Origin of the sequence: Nakamurella endophytica (assembly GCF_014646215.1) — a bacterium.
Taxonomy (GTDB): Bacteria; Actinomycetota; Actinomycetes; order Mycobacteriales; family Nakamurellaceae; genus Nakamurella; species Nakamurella endophytica.
This window is the reverse complement of record NZ_BMNA01000015.1, coordinates 34,722-48,697: the sequence shown is the minus strand read 5'-3', so window position 1 is coordinate 48,697 and position 13,976 is coordinate 34,722. Positions and strand designations below refer to the sequence as shown.

General features: G+C 70.3%; 14 protein-coding genes. 10 read left to right on the top strand and 4 right to left on the bottom strand.

From position 1 onward, the window contains the following. Positions 1-298: 298 nt before the first annotated feature. From IEY37_RS19715 to IEY37_RS19700, 4 genes are all read right to left on the bottom strand, one after another. Positions 299-907 (bottom strand): phosphatase PAP2 family protein, encoded by a 609-nt coding sequence (locus IEY37_RS19715; protein WP_188944640.1) that lies wholly within the window; start codon positions 905-907, stop codon positions 299-301. After that, complete coding sequence (locus IEY37_RS19710) at positions 904-1,971, bottom strand: MAB_1171c family putative transporter (protein WP_188944639.1); 1,068 nt, start codon at positions 1,969-1,971, stop codon at positions 904-906. The genes IEY37_RS19715 and IEY37_RS19710 overlap by 4 nt, the downstream gene beginning before the upstream one ends. Continuing rightward, complete coding sequence (locus IEY37_RS19705) at positions 1,968-2,402, bottom strand: M78 family metallopeptidase domain-containing protein (protein WP_188944638.1); 435 nt, start codon at positions 2,400-2,402, stop codon at positions 1,968-1,970. The genes IEY37_RS19710 and IEY37_RS19705 overlap by 4 nt, the downstream gene beginning before the upstream one ends. Positions 2,403-2,549: 147 nt before the next feature. Further along, a complete protein-coding gene (locus tag IEY37_RS19700) occupies positions 2,550-3,008 on the bottom strand; it encodes a helix-turn-helix domain-containing protein (protein ID WP_229674679.1) in 459 nt (152 codons plus the stop codon). Between the two features lie 273 nt (positions 3,009-3,281). On the opposite strand from IEY37_RS19700, the gene IEY37_RS19695 reads away from it, so the two are divergent. The 10 genes from IEY37_RS19695 to IEY37_RS19650 all read left to right on the top strand — a co-directional run bounded on the left by IEY37_RS19695 (position 3,282) and on the right by IEY37_RS19650 (position 13,976). After that, the gene (locus tag IEY37_RS19695) at positions 3,282-3,506 is read left to right on the top strand and encodes a hypothetical protein (protein ID WP_188944637.1); all 225 of its coding nucleotides are present in this window, start codon (positions 3,282-3,284) and stop codon (positions 3,504-3,506) included. Between the two features lie 23 nt (positions 3,507-3,529). After that, positions 3,530-4,441 (top strand): P-loop NTPase family protein, encoded by a 912-nt coding sequence (locus IEY37_RS19690; protein ID WP_188944636.1) that lies wholly within the window; start codon positions 3,530-3,532, stop codon positions 4,439-4,441. 655 nt (positions 4,442-5,096) lie between these two features. After that, on the top strand, positions 5,097-6,140 hold the full coding sequence (locus IEY37_RS19685; protein ID WP_188944635.1) for a hypothetical protein: 1,044 nt from the start codon (positions 5,097-5,099) through the stop codon (positions 6,138-6,140). Positions 6,141-6,165: 25 nt separating this feature from the next. After that, positions 6,166-6,450 carry a hypothetical protein gene (locus IEY37_RS19680; protein ID WP_188944634.1) on the top strand — a complete coding sequence of 95 codons (285 nt, stop codon included), beginning with the start codon at positions 6,166-6,168 and terminating at the stop codon, positions 6,448-6,450. Between the two features lie 7 nt (positions 6,451-6,457). Continuing rightward, positions 6,458-6,691: a hypothetical protein gene (locus IEY37_RS19675; protein WP_188944633.1), complete on the top strand. Its 234-nt coding sequence runs from the start codon at positions 6,458-6,460 to the stop codon at positions 6,689-6,691. Then, positions 6,688-7,257 (top strand): hypothetical protein, encoded by a 570-nt coding sequence (locus IEY37_RS19670; protein ID WP_188944632.1) that lies wholly within the window; start codon positions 6,688-6,690, stop codon positions 7,255-7,257. The genes IEY37_RS19675 and IEY37_RS19670 overlap by 4 nt, the downstream gene beginning before the upstream one ends. Before the next feature lie 50 nt (positions 7,258-7,307). Continuing rightward, positions 7,308-9,749, top strand: a complete 2,442-nt coding sequence (locus IEY37_RS19665) for an ATP-binding protein (protein WP_188944631.1) — start codon at positions 7,308-7,310, stop codon at positions 9,747-9,749. Continuing rightward, positions 9,746-10,192, top strand: a complete 447-nt coding sequence (locus IEY37_RS19660; RefSeq protein ID WP_188944630.1) for a hypothetical protein — start codon at positions 9,746-9,748, stop codon at positions 10,190-10,192. Before IEY37_RS19665 ends, IEY37_RS19660 begins: the two co-directional genes overlap by 4 nt. 212 nt (positions 10,193-10,404) lie before the next feature. Further along, on the top strand, positions 10,405-12,717 hold the full coding sequence (locus IEY37_RS19655; RefSeq protein ID WP_188944629.1) for a hypothetical protein: 2,313 nt from the start codon (positions 10,405-10,407) through the stop codon (positions 12,715-12,717). Continuing rightward, positions 12,714-13,976, top strand: coding sequence for a hypothetical protein (locus IEY37_RS19650; protein ID WP_188944628.1), 1,263 nt, complete (start codon positions 12,714-12,716; stop codon positions 13,974-13,976). The genes IEY37_RS19655 and IEY37_RS19650 overlap by 4 nt, the downstream gene beginning before the upstream one ends.

Below are 13,976 nucleotides of genomic sequence, written 5' to 3'. Positions count from 1 at the left end.
CGCGTCTGCGGCGTCGTTCGCCTTGCGGTGCACGTCTGCGTCGACGTGTCCCTGGAGGAGGCGTCCTCCGGCTCGAGTGCTGCGCCTGATGCGCCGACCTGCGACTGCTGGCATGGGTTGCATGCTGTCAGCCCAATGCATTGATTTGTCGCACGACACGCCCGAGCTTCGGGGCATCAATGGATGCAGCTCGACGAAGCGCTGCCGTCGTCGTGACGACACCGCAGATGCCGCTCGACGTCGCGGCCGTCGCCGCGAGGGCACGGTGGGAGGCGCTACTCCGGGGCGAGCGTCGCGGTTAGCGGAGCGGGATGAACAGGGCGACTGTCATCAAGGCACCGAGGATGCTTCCGGCGATGATCTGTGGCCAGGTGTGGGCGCCCAGGACGGTGCGGGACCAGCCAATGGCGGCGACGAGGAGTACCGCGAACATGGCCCAGGGGCCGAACAGGGCGACGAGGACAGCGACGAGGCCGCCGGCGACCGCGGCGTGGATTGAGACCTTCCACCAGTGGGTGACCGCAATAACGGTGAGCAGGCCGCCGAGCATCGCGATGACCACGGCGGTGAGCTCGCGAGGGGCGTGACCCACGACAAGGACGATCACGGCGAGGGTGACCGAACCGGCGGCGATGAGCAGTGGTGTGCGGCGTTGGGTGCGGTCGGCGATGTGGTGGTCGCTGAGCTTGCCCTTCTTGACGCTGTGGGCGATGTAGCCCATGGGGATGACCGCAACGAAGGTCGCGGCGAAGACACCCCATGCCGCGCCGGTTGTGGTGTTGGCATTGCGGATGACGATTACGAGCAGGGCGGCCAGAGCGCACACGGCGGGCGCGGCGACTTCGGTGATGATGCGCGCCGCCCAGTGGCGGACGTTGGTGGGTTGCTGCGTGGTGGTGCCGGTCATCGTGGTGAGCGGGCTCTCGCGTCGATAGGTGCCGGGATTCGGCTGCGGTAGGCGGTGGCCAGCTGCAGGATCCGGGCGCGCTCGGCGGCGGCGTCGCGTGGCTGCGCAAGTGTGGGATCGGCCGCTAGGTGGCGCAGTCTGGTGGTTGCTTCTTGCTCGCTGCCGTCGTGGTTAGAAGCGGCTTCGATCATGGCCAGCCCTTCGGCGACTTCGATGATGCGGCGGTCGTGGCGCAGCTCGGCCCGGCGCGGGGTGATTGGTAGTGGGGTGGGCAGTGTGGCAGCCGGCGCATGCGCGGTGACCGCCCGCCATAGCGGTCCAAGTCGGCGGATGCCGGCCAGTGTGGTCAGCCATCGTCGAGTGGCGGGTAGTAGCTGAGGAACGAGCAGGCCGATGGCGAGCATGCCCAGTCCTATGCGGGCGGCGAGCGAGCCGAGATCGTGCAGGACCGGGACGGTGCGGTGGGCGGTTTGTTGGATCACGATGTAGGCGATGTTGAAGACGGCGTAGCCGACGCTGATGACGCACCCCCACCCGAGCAGGGCGAGACTGGCCCGGCGGCCGAGGTCGCCGGGGATGCCGGCGTAGCGGCGGCACAGTCGGACGATGTCGACCAGGACGTAGGCCAGGTAGGCCTCGAACACGGCCCGGTAGATGGCCACGGATGTCAGCTGCACGTAGTTGGGGTCGACGACGAGGTCGAGCACCGCTCGTTGGTGTATCGGAGCGGCGGCGAAGGTGATCGCCATGACGGCGAGAACGACGCAGGCGATGACGACGCCGGCAGCGGCGGCGCGGACGGGCGGTCGGCTGACGCGAATCCCAAGTACCAGCATCTGGGCAGACACCGCGCCGATGACGACGAACATGTGGCCGACGAGGTCGGTGGCGTTGGCGCCCAGCGCCGCGTCGATGAGCGGAGCTGCGGTGACGGCGGCGAAGCCCACTGCGGCGGCGATGACGGCGATGGCGTGGCTGATGTTGACCCAGTTGGGTTGCCGCCGGACTAGCACCAGTCGATACGCGCAGGCCACGGCCAGCAAAGCGATGGCTGTCCAGGTCACCGTAGTGAGTCCGTCAGTCGCCCGAGTTCGTCTTGTGGCTCCTGGCGGGTTTGGAGTGTGGCCCCGAATCGGATGAGCGTGGTGCCGAATTCCTCTACCAGGGCCTCGTCCTGCTTCTCGTAGCCGGTTCTGGCCATGGCGAGCATGTCGCGGGCCAGGTCCTGCGGCAGAGCTGGTGTGAGAGCCGTGAGCAACTCGGGAGGGGCGTCACCTAGGCGAGGGGTGTGCCCTAGGAGCAGGTGGCCAAGTTCGTGGCCGATGGTTTGCTCGCGGGAGATGGCCGTTGCCGTGTCGGAGTAGAAGATCCAGTCGGCGCGGGCGGAGGGGATCCACAGTCCTGTGGGTCTACTGCTGTCTCGCTGGGTCCAGGTCCCGAAGTCCCAGCTCTGGAGGGTGACCGGGCGGCGTCGTTGCTGCGCGATTCTGTCCACCAGGACGGTGATGTCCCAGGGGGTAGGGATGAGGGGCTGCAGCTGGGTCAGGACCGCTTGAATCCGCCGTCGTGCTGTAGCTGGCATGCAGCACCTCCGCCCTTGCTGTACTTCAGCCCACACAGTAGCGATCGGAGTCGGGGCTGGTTACTGCTCCGACGGCGGCGGAGGCTGATCGGGGTTCGTGGTGTCTTCGAGGCGCTCCATGCGGCGGATGTGTTCGATCATTCCGGCGATGCCTGACAGGCCGGTAGCCGACAGCCCGTGGGCTCGCAGAGCGATGCCCTGGACGTTGGCGTCTCTGACGGCCACGAGTAGGCGAAGATCGGCGTCGATCTGCTTGCTGACTGCTGGGTCGAAGAAGTAGTCCACCGGGACCCGGAACAGTCGGGCAAGGGCGCCGAGGTGACGAGCTGACGGGTTGTCGCGTTTGCCCGTCCGCAGTTGGCTCAGGTAGGCGGCGGAGATGTTGACTCCCGCCTCGCGCATGGCGGCCGCGGCGTCCTCGTTGTTCCACAGCTGGCTTGTGCCGGGCCGCGGAACGGTGGCGAAGAGGTGGTTCAGCTGAGTAGCAAGGCCCGGCATCCCGGCCTCTCGCTCCACCACCCTGCACACCTCCAAGGCCAAGCACTCGGGTTGGAAGGCACCCTAACGGCCGGCGTTTACGCACTGTAGCGAAGCCGCGAAGCTCCCTGCACAGCTACAGCAGAGTTCTCCTTGCTTCAGCTATCCGGACGGCTAGGCGACTTGACGGCAGTTCAGAGGCTCGCATACGGTCTCAGCACTGGCTTAACTACAGCAACGCTATTCCTGTTGCTGCCTGGCTGACGCCAGTTAGCGGGACCGGTTCGAGCTGTCGGTCAACAGGACGGAGCGACGATGACGCAGAACGGCTTCTGGTTGGGCGCGGTGCTGGCGACCCAGGACGCTCGTGCAGCAAAGCTGCGGCGGCAGTTGCGGGCGGCGCGGCGGGAGGCGGCCGCGGCCCGTCGCGCCGCCCGCACGGAACGCTCCCCATACGAGTTGGGCTGGCTGATCCTCGGGCTCGCGACAGGCGTGTTCGCGCTGCTCGGTTCGGTGGCCGTGCTCCGGGGTGGCCGGTGAGGACGACGCGCAGGACAGATGCGTTGGCGGTCGAGTTGACCGAGGCGGCGCAGCAGCAAGCGCTGTGGGGCGAGGTGAGTGCTGAGTGGTCGGCGTTGGAAGCGGCGGCGTATGCCCGGATGCCGGGTGTGGCGTCTCGAACCGTGACGGTGGTCAGTGGGAAGGGCGGCGGCAACTCGACGACCACGGCGGCGGCCTTGGTGCACTTCCTGTCGTTGGTGGTGCCGAGGTTGACCGTCGGGGTGGATCTTGATCCGACCATCGGCAAGCTGCGCCGGCGCCTGGCCGGCCAGGCCGACCCGGACGTCAAAGCGCTGACCGAGTTCGTCGCTGATGCCGAGCAGGTGGTTTTTCCCAGCGAGCTGATGAGCTACCTGCAGGTGGCTTCCGGTCGGGTGCACCTGATGCACCACGACCGGGCTCGCCGCGCTGCAGTACGGGCAATGAGACGACCAGAGCTAGACGTCAGCCTGGCCAGGTTGTCGCAGCTGGCGCAGCTCGTGGTGACCGATCTGGGCAAGCAGCTCCTCGACGACTGTGCTCAAGCCGGTTTGCACGCCGCGGACCACCTGGCGATCGGCGCGCTGTCCACGGTGGACTCCTTGGAGTCGACGCATCAGTTGTTGGAGGAGCTGCGCGAGGACGACCTGGACGACTTGGTCGCTGGTGCGACTGTGGTGCTCGGCGTGGAAAACCCAGGCGTGGACCTGGAGGAGCTGCGTCCAGCGATCGACTGGCTGGCCGAGTCGTGCGGCGGAGTCTTCGTCGTGCCGTACGACCCGGCTCTGCACGGCGGCGGCCTGATCAACTGGAACGAGCTAACTCGAGAGTCGAACCTGGGCTTCCTTCGAGCGTGCAACCACGTCGCCGGTTGCCTGGCACGCCCGGCGCGGCACACCGCCGGTGTCCCGGCGCGTCCCGGACGCGCCGCGTGAGGACCTGTCGGTGACCGTCAATGCGCCCCCGACCGACCCCGGGCGCCGGGCTTCGCCGCGGGTCCGCCCGGTCGCCAGCGAGTTGAACTTCCTACAACCCGGCGGGCCGACCCACGCCACGGCGACCGGACTGGTCCCGACTTCGGGCATCGAGGACCGACCGCTGGCACCGTTTGCGTCGCCGTCCAGCCCCACCACGCCGCCGGCCGCACCAAGCGCGAGGCAATCCTCGCCGGCGCAGTCGGAGCCGGATCCCTTCGATTGGGACGCCCTGCCGGTTCCGGCGCCGGTTACGCCTGCTGCACAGCCGGTCGAAGGAGCAGCGGTGCCGCTGCCCGGCCGCGGCGGGGCTTCGGTGCGGCCGGCCAGCGTGGTCGCAGTGCTGCGCAAGGTGGCCGGCTTGGACCGCGGCGAGCGGCGCCGCCGCGAAGCCGGCCACCGGGACCGCAGAGGTGCGACAACGCCGGAGTGGCTGGCCGGGCTCGCCGAAGCCGCGTCGCCGACCGCCGCGGATGGACCCGCGCCGTCGATGGTGCCGACCGACCGCGCGGAGCCGGCTCGAACTTCGCCGCGGCCTTTGAAGGACCGACCGAGCCGGCGGCGCCGGCGGTTGAGGTCAGGGAGCTCGCCGATACCGGCGGAGGTCGAGCCGGAGGTGCCGCTGACCCCGTCACCGGGCGAGCTGCGCGCGGCAGGGTCGGCGCCAGATATCGAGGTGTTGCGGGCTCCGCGTGGGTTCTCCGCGACGCTGGGCCGGACGGCGCTGTTCGTGGTTGTCGCAGTGGTCGCGGTGGCCGGGGCGAAGCAAGTGCTGTGGAACCCGCTCTTCGGCCGCAGCGGCCCGTCCGCGGCCGCCCCGGCGGATGCAGCGTTCGACTCGGCTGAGGCGTCGCAGGCGGCGGCCCGGTACGCGCTGGACTACTTGTCCTACAGCCCGGCGAGCAGCGCCGCTGGCGTTGCCGCCTTGGCGGCCGATGTCAGTGGCGGGGTGAGCGGGCAACGGTGGAAGGGCTCGGGGTACCTGCGGGCGGAGGCTGCGCTGCCGGGCACGGTGCTCGTTGTCGACGCCTCCCATGCTCTCGTCGCGGTCACGGTGCGGGTGCGAGTCGCGATACCGCCCAGGACCGCCGGTACGGCGCAGCCAGAACCGCAGCAGGAGACCGGCCCGGCCGGTGCCGCAGCCGACCCCGGCCCGGTTCCGGCCGGGTGGCATGTCCTGGGTGTGCGGTGGCTGACCTTGACCGTGCCAGTCACCCAAACCACAGGCCCTGGCGGCTCAGTGTCGGTGAGCGGCGGAGGGGCGGTCTTCAGCGGGGAGGCTCCGCAGCTGGTTTCCGCTCCGACCGACGCGCAGAACGATCCCAATTTGGCCAGGGACAGCCAGGCCACTGCAGCGACGCTGCTCGGCGACTACGGCAGCGGCGACGTCGCCTATGTGACCGCCCCTGGGGTCACTGTTCGCGGCCTGGCCGGGGCGGTGTCCCTGGTGTCGCTGCCGGACTGGGTGACCGCGACGCCGAAGCAGCCGGCCGGCTCCACCGCCACGGCGATGTCCGCCACCGGCACCGGCACCGCGACCTGGCAGCTCACCGGCACTGATCTGCAGATCGCCCAGCGGTACGCGTTGGCCCTGACCTTCTCCCAGGACCGCTGGTACATCGCCGCCATCGGCCCTCAGCTGACCACCACCGCCCCGTAGACCACGCCGGTTTCAGGAGGATCCGATGTCCGTGCTGCTGTCCCAGGCCGCCGCAGCGGCACACATGGCCGCCCCAACGACGACACTGGCGTTGCCGCAGTTCGACTCGCTCAAGAACACGATCATCACGATCTTGGTGTCGCTGTTCATGGTCATCCTGATCGTGCGGATGTTCACCGCGTGGGCGCAGAAGCGGTGGGGCGAGATGATCGCCGAAGGAGCCGCCGCAATCTTCGCCGGCTGGTTCGTCTTCGCCCCCGATAACGCCCAGGCCACGATCGTGGCGATCGTCCACCAGATCTTCGGCTGAAGCGGCGATGACGGTGGGGTGCCTGGCGGCCGCAGCCGCGGCCATGCCGCTGGCCGGTACGTGGTCGGTGCTCGGGATTGACCAGGCGGCGGCGGTCGCCGCGGACGCCGTGCTGTGCGCTGTGGGGGCGGCGTTGCCCGACCGGTCCCGGAACGTCCGGCAGCTGCTGTGCGGGTGGCCGGCCGCGCCTTTGGCCTTCGGCGGTGGCGGTTCGAGGGATGTCGCGGCGGTGCTCCGGTGAGCGGCGAGTCTCGGTTCCCGCTGCCCTCGGACACCGCGCATGTGCGGATCGAGGCCCGCCAGTACAACGTCGGCCGGTTCGATCTCGGGGAAGGGGTGGCACGGCGCAAGCTGCTGGTCGGCGCGGCGATCATCGTGCCCTGCTGGCTGCTGCTCGGCGTGGTGTTCGGGGTGCCGGTGCTGCGGTACGCCTGGGCCTACATCGTGCCGCCGGCGTTGCTGGCGCTGGCAGCGTTGCGGCCGGATGCCGGCGGGCGGCCGCACTACGTGCTGTGGCTGGACCGTGCCCGTTACCTGGCGCGTCGGCAGGTGCCGATGCTGGATTCGATGGCCGCGCGTGAACGGCCGGGACGGCCGTTCCTGGTACGGGCGCAGTGGACCGTCGTCGACCCGGCAGCCTCGCGGCGGTTGCGCCGCGCCGCCCGCAGGGCCGGCGTCTCGCTCGCACCGTTCACCCTGTCCGCCGCCGCCGTGACCGCCGGGTCTGGCCGTCGACCCGGACGCAGGAGAGACGCCGCGGCGGGCGAGCACGCCAACCATGCCGCCACTGAAGGGATCTGGACCTGATGGGCCTGCTGCGCAACGCCGGATCCCGTTGGCGCCGTGATGGCGGCCCGGTGGCCACGCCGACCGCTCTGGCGCAGGGCGTGTCGACCGGCCCGGGTGGGACGTGGGCGTGGGCGGTCATCCCGCCGGCGGCGACCGACGAGCTGGACTCGGCGCGGCTGGTTGCGGCGACGGCGGAGAACGCCGCGGACTTGGGCCGGTTGTTGCCCCCCGGTGCGGACTTTCACATCAAGGTGCAGTGGGGCCGTTGGTCCGGGCAGGACTACCTGGACCAGGAGTGGCGGCCCGATTTGCCCGACGGGGCGCAGCAGTTGCTGGCGTTGCAGGCGGACCGGATTGATGCCAATGACTTTCCCCGGCGGCAGGTGCTGATCGGGGTTCGGATGGATGTGGCGGACACCAGCCTGCCGGCGCAGCTGACCGCCCGCGCGAAGAAGGCGACAACCGGCGCGTTGTCGTCCGGGGACGCCGCGCAGGCGTTGGCCGTCAGCGTCAAGCGGGTGTCGGGGTGGTTGCAGCGGATGGGCGAATCCAGCTTCCGGGCGCGGCCGGCGACGACGCAGGAGCTGGCGTGGGCGCTGCGGCACGACCTGCGGCGGGTGGTGGACTGGCTGCCCGACACGCCGATCGCTTCCGGCGGGCAGCTGGCCCGGCTCAAGTCGGCGCAAGTGCTGCCCGGTGCCCGGCACACCGAGATCGGCACGGACCTGGGCACCCGCTACCTGCGGCTGGTTATCCCCACCGAGACAGGGTTTCCAGCAACAGGGTTGGAGCTGCCGGGCGGGGAGTGGCTCAAGCATTTGGACGTGTTGCGCAGCGACGACGACCCGACCGCCCCGCCGGTCGAGGTGTCCATCCGCGGGCGTCGACCACCCAAAGCGGAAGCGGTCAAGACGCTGTCGGAGGCGTTGGCGCTGGCCAAGGAGCAGGAACGCACCGCCCGTGAAGGACTGGCCGAGGAAGCCCCCGAGCAGGTCGCGCTGGCCCGTTCCACCCTGTCGGCGCGACTACTGGAGGTGCAATCCGGGCTCCTGGACATGGTGTGGGACACCCCCACGTGGGTGGTCGAGGCCGAGGACCTTGACGTGCTGGACCGTCGCACCCAGGCGCTGATCGACCGGTACGCCGGCCGCGGAATCAAGCTGTGGGCGCCGCCGCACCTGCAGGACCTGCTGTGGAAGGAAACAGTGCTTGGAGACCGGCGGCGGGTGCTCGAGTTCGCCCAGTTCCGGCCCCTGTCGACGCTGGTGGGGTCGTGGTTTCACGGCGGCTCCCAGGTCGGCTCGGCCACCGGGTCGTACGTTGCGGCGAACACCGGCTCCACCCCAGGTCCGGTCCGCACCCGCATCACCAACGCCCAGCTGACCCGCGACGCCGTCACCACCGTGCTGGTCGGATCGACCGGCATGGCCAAGTCCACCTCGATGTGCCTGATGCTGGTCGCCGAGCAGCTGGCCGTGCCGAGCTGGGCCGCCCTGCCGGACATGAAGGGCGACCTCGGCGGTGTCCCGGACTACTGCGAGATGTACGGCGGGACAGTGTGGCGGCTCTCGGCAGAGGAGCAGGCCTCCGGTGCGCTGGATGCGTTCCGCTACCTGCAGGACGACCCGCAGACCGCCGCATCCTATGCGGTCGATGACCTGACCCTGATGCTTCCGGTGCAGCGCCGGCAACTGGTTGAGGCGCCGCTGCGGGCCGCCGCCGACTCCGTCGCCGCCCTGTCGGACCCGGACCAGCGGTCCACCCACGCGATCATCGAAGCCCTGCACAACAGCACCGACCCGCACGAGCAGCAGCTAGGCCGAGACCTGACCAGCCTCGCCCGCGACCCGCTAGCGCGCGCCGTCGCCGGCCCGCCGGACCTGTCAGCCACGCCGATCCCCACCGGGCCCGGATTCGTCTACTTCAAACTCAACGCGCTGCGGCTGCCAGACCCGCACACCCCCGAGGAACTGTGGAAGCCCGGCGGGCGGCTGTCGGCGATGTTCGTCCAGGCCGTGTTCACCTACCTGGCGCACATGTCCAGCCAGGTCCGCGGGATCCCCAAACTGCTGGCGTTGCCGGAACTGCACCTGATCACTGGGTTCTCCTACGGCACATCGCTGCTCGAGCGGATCGCCCGCATGGGCAGCGCCAACGACACCGACCTGCTCCTGGACACCCAGGCCACCGGTGACCTACTCCGCATCCCCGGCCTGGTGGACCAGATCAACTCGGTGTTCGCCTTCGGTGCTCGCACCGACACCGAAGCCGCCGACCAGGCTCGCCTCCTGGGGTTGGAACCCGACCGGGCCGTGCTGGACCGGCAGCGAGGACTGCGCAAGGGCCAATGCCTGTACCGCGACTCGCAAGGGCAGATCGCCGCGATCCGGTTCGACCGGCTCACCCAACAGATCGCCGAAGTCCTGGACACCACCACCAAACGCCACCCCACCACGGTCGACACTTCCACCGACGGCACCACCGCCGACCCGATGGAGGAAGCCTCATGACCGCGCAACCCAAGACCATCACCGCCCTGGCCACCGTCACGGTCCTCGGCGGCGTGCTGCTCACCGGCTGCGGCGGCAGCAACACCCCCGCCCCTCCCACCGTCGACCGCACCAACCCACGCGCCGTCGCCGACGCCTTCGCCAACGCCTGGGCAGCTGGCGACCTCGCCACCGCATGCAGCTTCACCACGACGAAGGAACGCGCCGCGCTGACCAGCCAGAGCCTGTGCACAGGTAGCGCGAACTGGTCCCACCAGACTCCCCGCGCCAGTCAGCAAACCTGCACCTACTCCAACGGATCCGTCGGAGTCATCTACACGGTCGATCAGCCAGTCAACCGCTTCTTGATCTTCGAGCCGGGCCTCATCAAGCGAAGCGACGGCAGCTGGGCAGTGGACTCGCTCGCTCAACATGACCCTGGCGAGGTTGGCAGCACGTGTTAGGCGATGGCACTCCGTGCAAAAGGCCGTTGGGACGAGACCTCATGCGGCGAATCGTCGGGCCCGGGTGGATCGCGGTAGTAGTCCTCCTGCAGCCGCTCTGGCGGCCCGCTCGGTGGTTGCTCGGATCAAAGTGGCGGCTCACTGGCTGCGCTTGGTTGGTCGGCTTCTTCTCAGTGGGACAAGGAGTTGCCGCGCACGCGGACGGGCTGATCGTGGGACCGGACCTTGGGTCGGCCGGCGGCCAGACGGTCTTCGAGCGGCTGGATCCCTCGGCGTTCACGGTGCCGATTCAGCTGTCAGACAGCCACCACGGTGCTCCGTGGATCGAGGAGTCGATGTGGAACCTGCTGCATGCGCTCGAGTCGGTCGTCTTGATCTTGCTCGCGTCGATCGCCCGCGGCGCGATCGTGTGTATGCAGTGGCTGCTCAACCTGACCCTCTACGCCGACAATCGCATTGAGATCGACGCCGCGGTCCGGCAGGTCGCTGTACAGGTGTTCTGGCCGCTGTTTGGTTCCACGCTGGCGATCGCGGGGTTCGCTGCCTACGCACGGATGAAGCGCTCCGGTGGCGGATCGCTCTTCAGTGACGGCGCATGGATCATCGCCGCGTCGATCTTTGCAGCGTCCTTCGCGCTGGCACCGTCGGCGTCGCTGACTACGCTGGATGATGCCCGCACATCGATCACCACAGCGGCGTTGACGGGCTACTCCAGCGTCTCTTCGGCCGGGCAGTCCGCGGCCGGCTTTCCGGCGGTGCAGCTACCCAACGACCTACCCGGCGCGACGCGGAAGCTCTCCGACGCGATGTTCAACACCTACGTCGTGACACCGTGGTGCTACGTCGCTTTCAACTCGGCCGACATCTGTAAGGACGTCGGCAAGGACTACCTCACCCAGGACCAGCGCTGGCAGGACCTGTCCGAGAGACTCGCTGGCAAGAATGGCGGCAACTCGAACGACGCCACAGGTCAGTACTGCCCGAACGAGTTGAACGCCCAGTGTGACTGGATCCGCGGGCAGAGCTTCGGTAGGGCCGGCGCAGTGATCTTCGTGGCGGTGGTGACGTTGCCGTTGGTGGCGATGCTGATCGCGTTGGTGGTGTTCGGATTGATGGCCGTCATCGGGTTCCTGCTGTTGATCTTGTTGGGGTTGTTCTTTTTGCTGACCTGGATGATTCCGGGCCGGCCGCGCGAGATCGGGGTCCGCTGGCTGGAGGAGTTGCTGGGTGCGCTGTTCCAGGCGGTGATCATCACTGCGGTGATCGGCGCCGTGATGGTGCTCTCGTCGATCCTGAACCTGGGTGTGGGTCGCTACGGGTTCTTCGTGGTCGGCATGTTCAACCTGGCCGTGTTCATCACCGGGGTGCGGATGCGGGGCCGGTTGGAAAACGTGGTCGGGCTGGGCGCCGGGGCAGGGGCCTCCCCGTTCTCCTCCTACATGGCGATGCGTGGCCTAGGGGCGATGGGCCGGCAAGCGTTGAAGCTGACGAAAGGCAGCGCCAGGGCAGGAGTCTCGGCGGCGCCCGTCCTGGTCGGCGCGGGGCTGGGGATGGGCCGCGCGGCCGGGCAGGCCGCGGCCGGTTTGGGTCGGCTGTACGGGCAGGGGTTGCGGGCCTTGGCGCCGCTGGACAACCGGCCGCCACCGACCCCGACGACGGTCGCGACGCCGTACCGACGGCCGGGTGGCCCGGCCGGGCCGGGTCGTCGAGTTGTCGAGCCGGTCCGCGCTCGTGCGCCGCGGCAGTTGCCGCCCACCGCGGGGGACGCGGCGACCGGCCGTGGCCGGCAGCTTCCCCCGGCCGGTCCGGCACCGGTCGAGGTGGTGCCCACCGGCAGCGGCGACGGTGAGGGCCGGCGGTTCGTCGCCGGCGAGCCGGCGACCCGGCGCTCGTTCGCCGCGGAGACCCGCACGGTCGACGGAGCGGCCGTCGTGGAGGAGCAACGTCCGGGGTTCGTGGCGTCGCCGCCGCGGCAAGGGCGTCCGGCGCGGCGGGTGGTGGAACATTCGGCGCCGTCGTCGAGCCCGACCGGCGCCCGCGCCACTAACGAGGCGATCACCGCGGGCCGCGCCGGCGGCCGTGGGCCGGGGCCGGTGACCACCCGCGAACTCAAGCCGCTAGCCAACACTCCACCCCCGGCGGCGGGCAAGCGGGCCGCCGGCCCGTCCAGTCGGCAGGGGACGCCGCCAGCGGCCGCTGGTGCTGCGACGACACCGCCGGCGCGGCGACGCGGCGACGCGGCGACGGTTGCCGGGCCGTCACTTCGGGTCGAATCGCCGCGGCGGCTGCCACCGTTGGCCCATACCCCGCCGCCGCACCGCGGGACCGGAGACACGACGGGGCAAGGGTCCACGGCCGCGGCCAGCGGTCCGAACTCCGCAGCAAGGCTGTCAAAGCCGCAGGACTCAGGGCCGGCGCGACCGCCGAGAGCCGGGTTCGCAGCGCCGCCGCAGCGCACCCGACCGCAGGCGGGGTCGCCGAGATCTCCCGACCAGGACGGCCAGCAGCGCGGGAGCCGGGGATGACCGGCCGATACGGCAGCGACAGCGACAGCGATGTCGACGCGGTCGAGGAGGACCTGCTGGGCGAAGTTGAGGACGTGGGGCCTGGGTGGGCGGCGCGGGTCCGGCATGTGCCGTTCACGGCCGATACCGCCGACGTCGCCGCGCGCGGTGGGGTGTCCTCGCGGGCGGCGCGGCAGGAGGACCCGTTCCGGGCGGACCCGGACGAGCAGGACGCGGTGGGCGGGCCGCGGTTGCGGCCGCCACCGGCCGGGATGCAGCGCCGGGACCGGCGGGAGTGGCGGATGTTGGAAGCAGCTCGGCTGCACCGGTTGCTGGCTGCGGACCGCCGCGCCGACCCGGACGGCTCGTGGCGGGGTGGGTTTTTGCAGCCAGCGCCTGGCTGGATGAACCGCAAGGCCCGCAAGGCGTGGCTGGCCGCGGAGCGGCAGGAGGCCCGGCAGTGGTGGCAGCACCGCCGCACCGCCGGCGGCGATGCCCGGGAACGGGCCACTGGCGCGTTGCTGCTCGCGGCGGTGATCGCCGTGGTCGTCGCCGCCCTTGCCGCCGGCCTGCTGATCAGCCGGCTGTCCGGGCACGTAAGCAGCTCGTCGACCTCTTCGCTTGAGCCGACCGGCGCGTTTGTCCCGTCGGTGACTTCGAGCCGGTCCGCGTGGTCGGACGCGAGGACGGGGACACGGATGTCACGCCCGGGTCCGGCGGGAGAGCCGGGACGGGCGGCTGGGACGGCGTTGCTGGGGTCGGGTTGGGAGCCGACCCCTGCCGGCGGTGTCATCGCGGTGAAGCCCAGCACCGGGCGCGGTTTGCGGGTGGACGCCGCCGCCGTCCGGCCGGCGCCGATCCCGACGACTGCGCCGACCGACCGGGATCTGTCGACACCGACCGGGGCGGTGCGGGCGTGGCTGGCCCGGACCTGCGCGGCGGACTGGCGGCGCCCGTTCGGCGCGTCGGTGACGTTGGCCCGGCCGGCGATGACCGGCCGGGAGTGGACCGTCGAGGACCCTGCCCGGGACCGGGAGGGCCGGGCCTGGTGGGAAGCGCAGGTGGTGCCGGGCCGGCAGCTGCTGATGTGCGGCGGGTTTACCGCGGCGCTGTCGGACGGGCACCAGGCCTCGTCGACGTTCGCTCGGGTGGTGTTCACCGCGGACAAGGTCCTCACCGAACCCGGGAGGTCGGCGCGGGTGTGGCGGACCGCCGGGGTCCGCCAGGTCGTCCTGAGCGACGGGCGGTGGCTGGTCGACGCCGCCGTCGTCGGGGGTTGA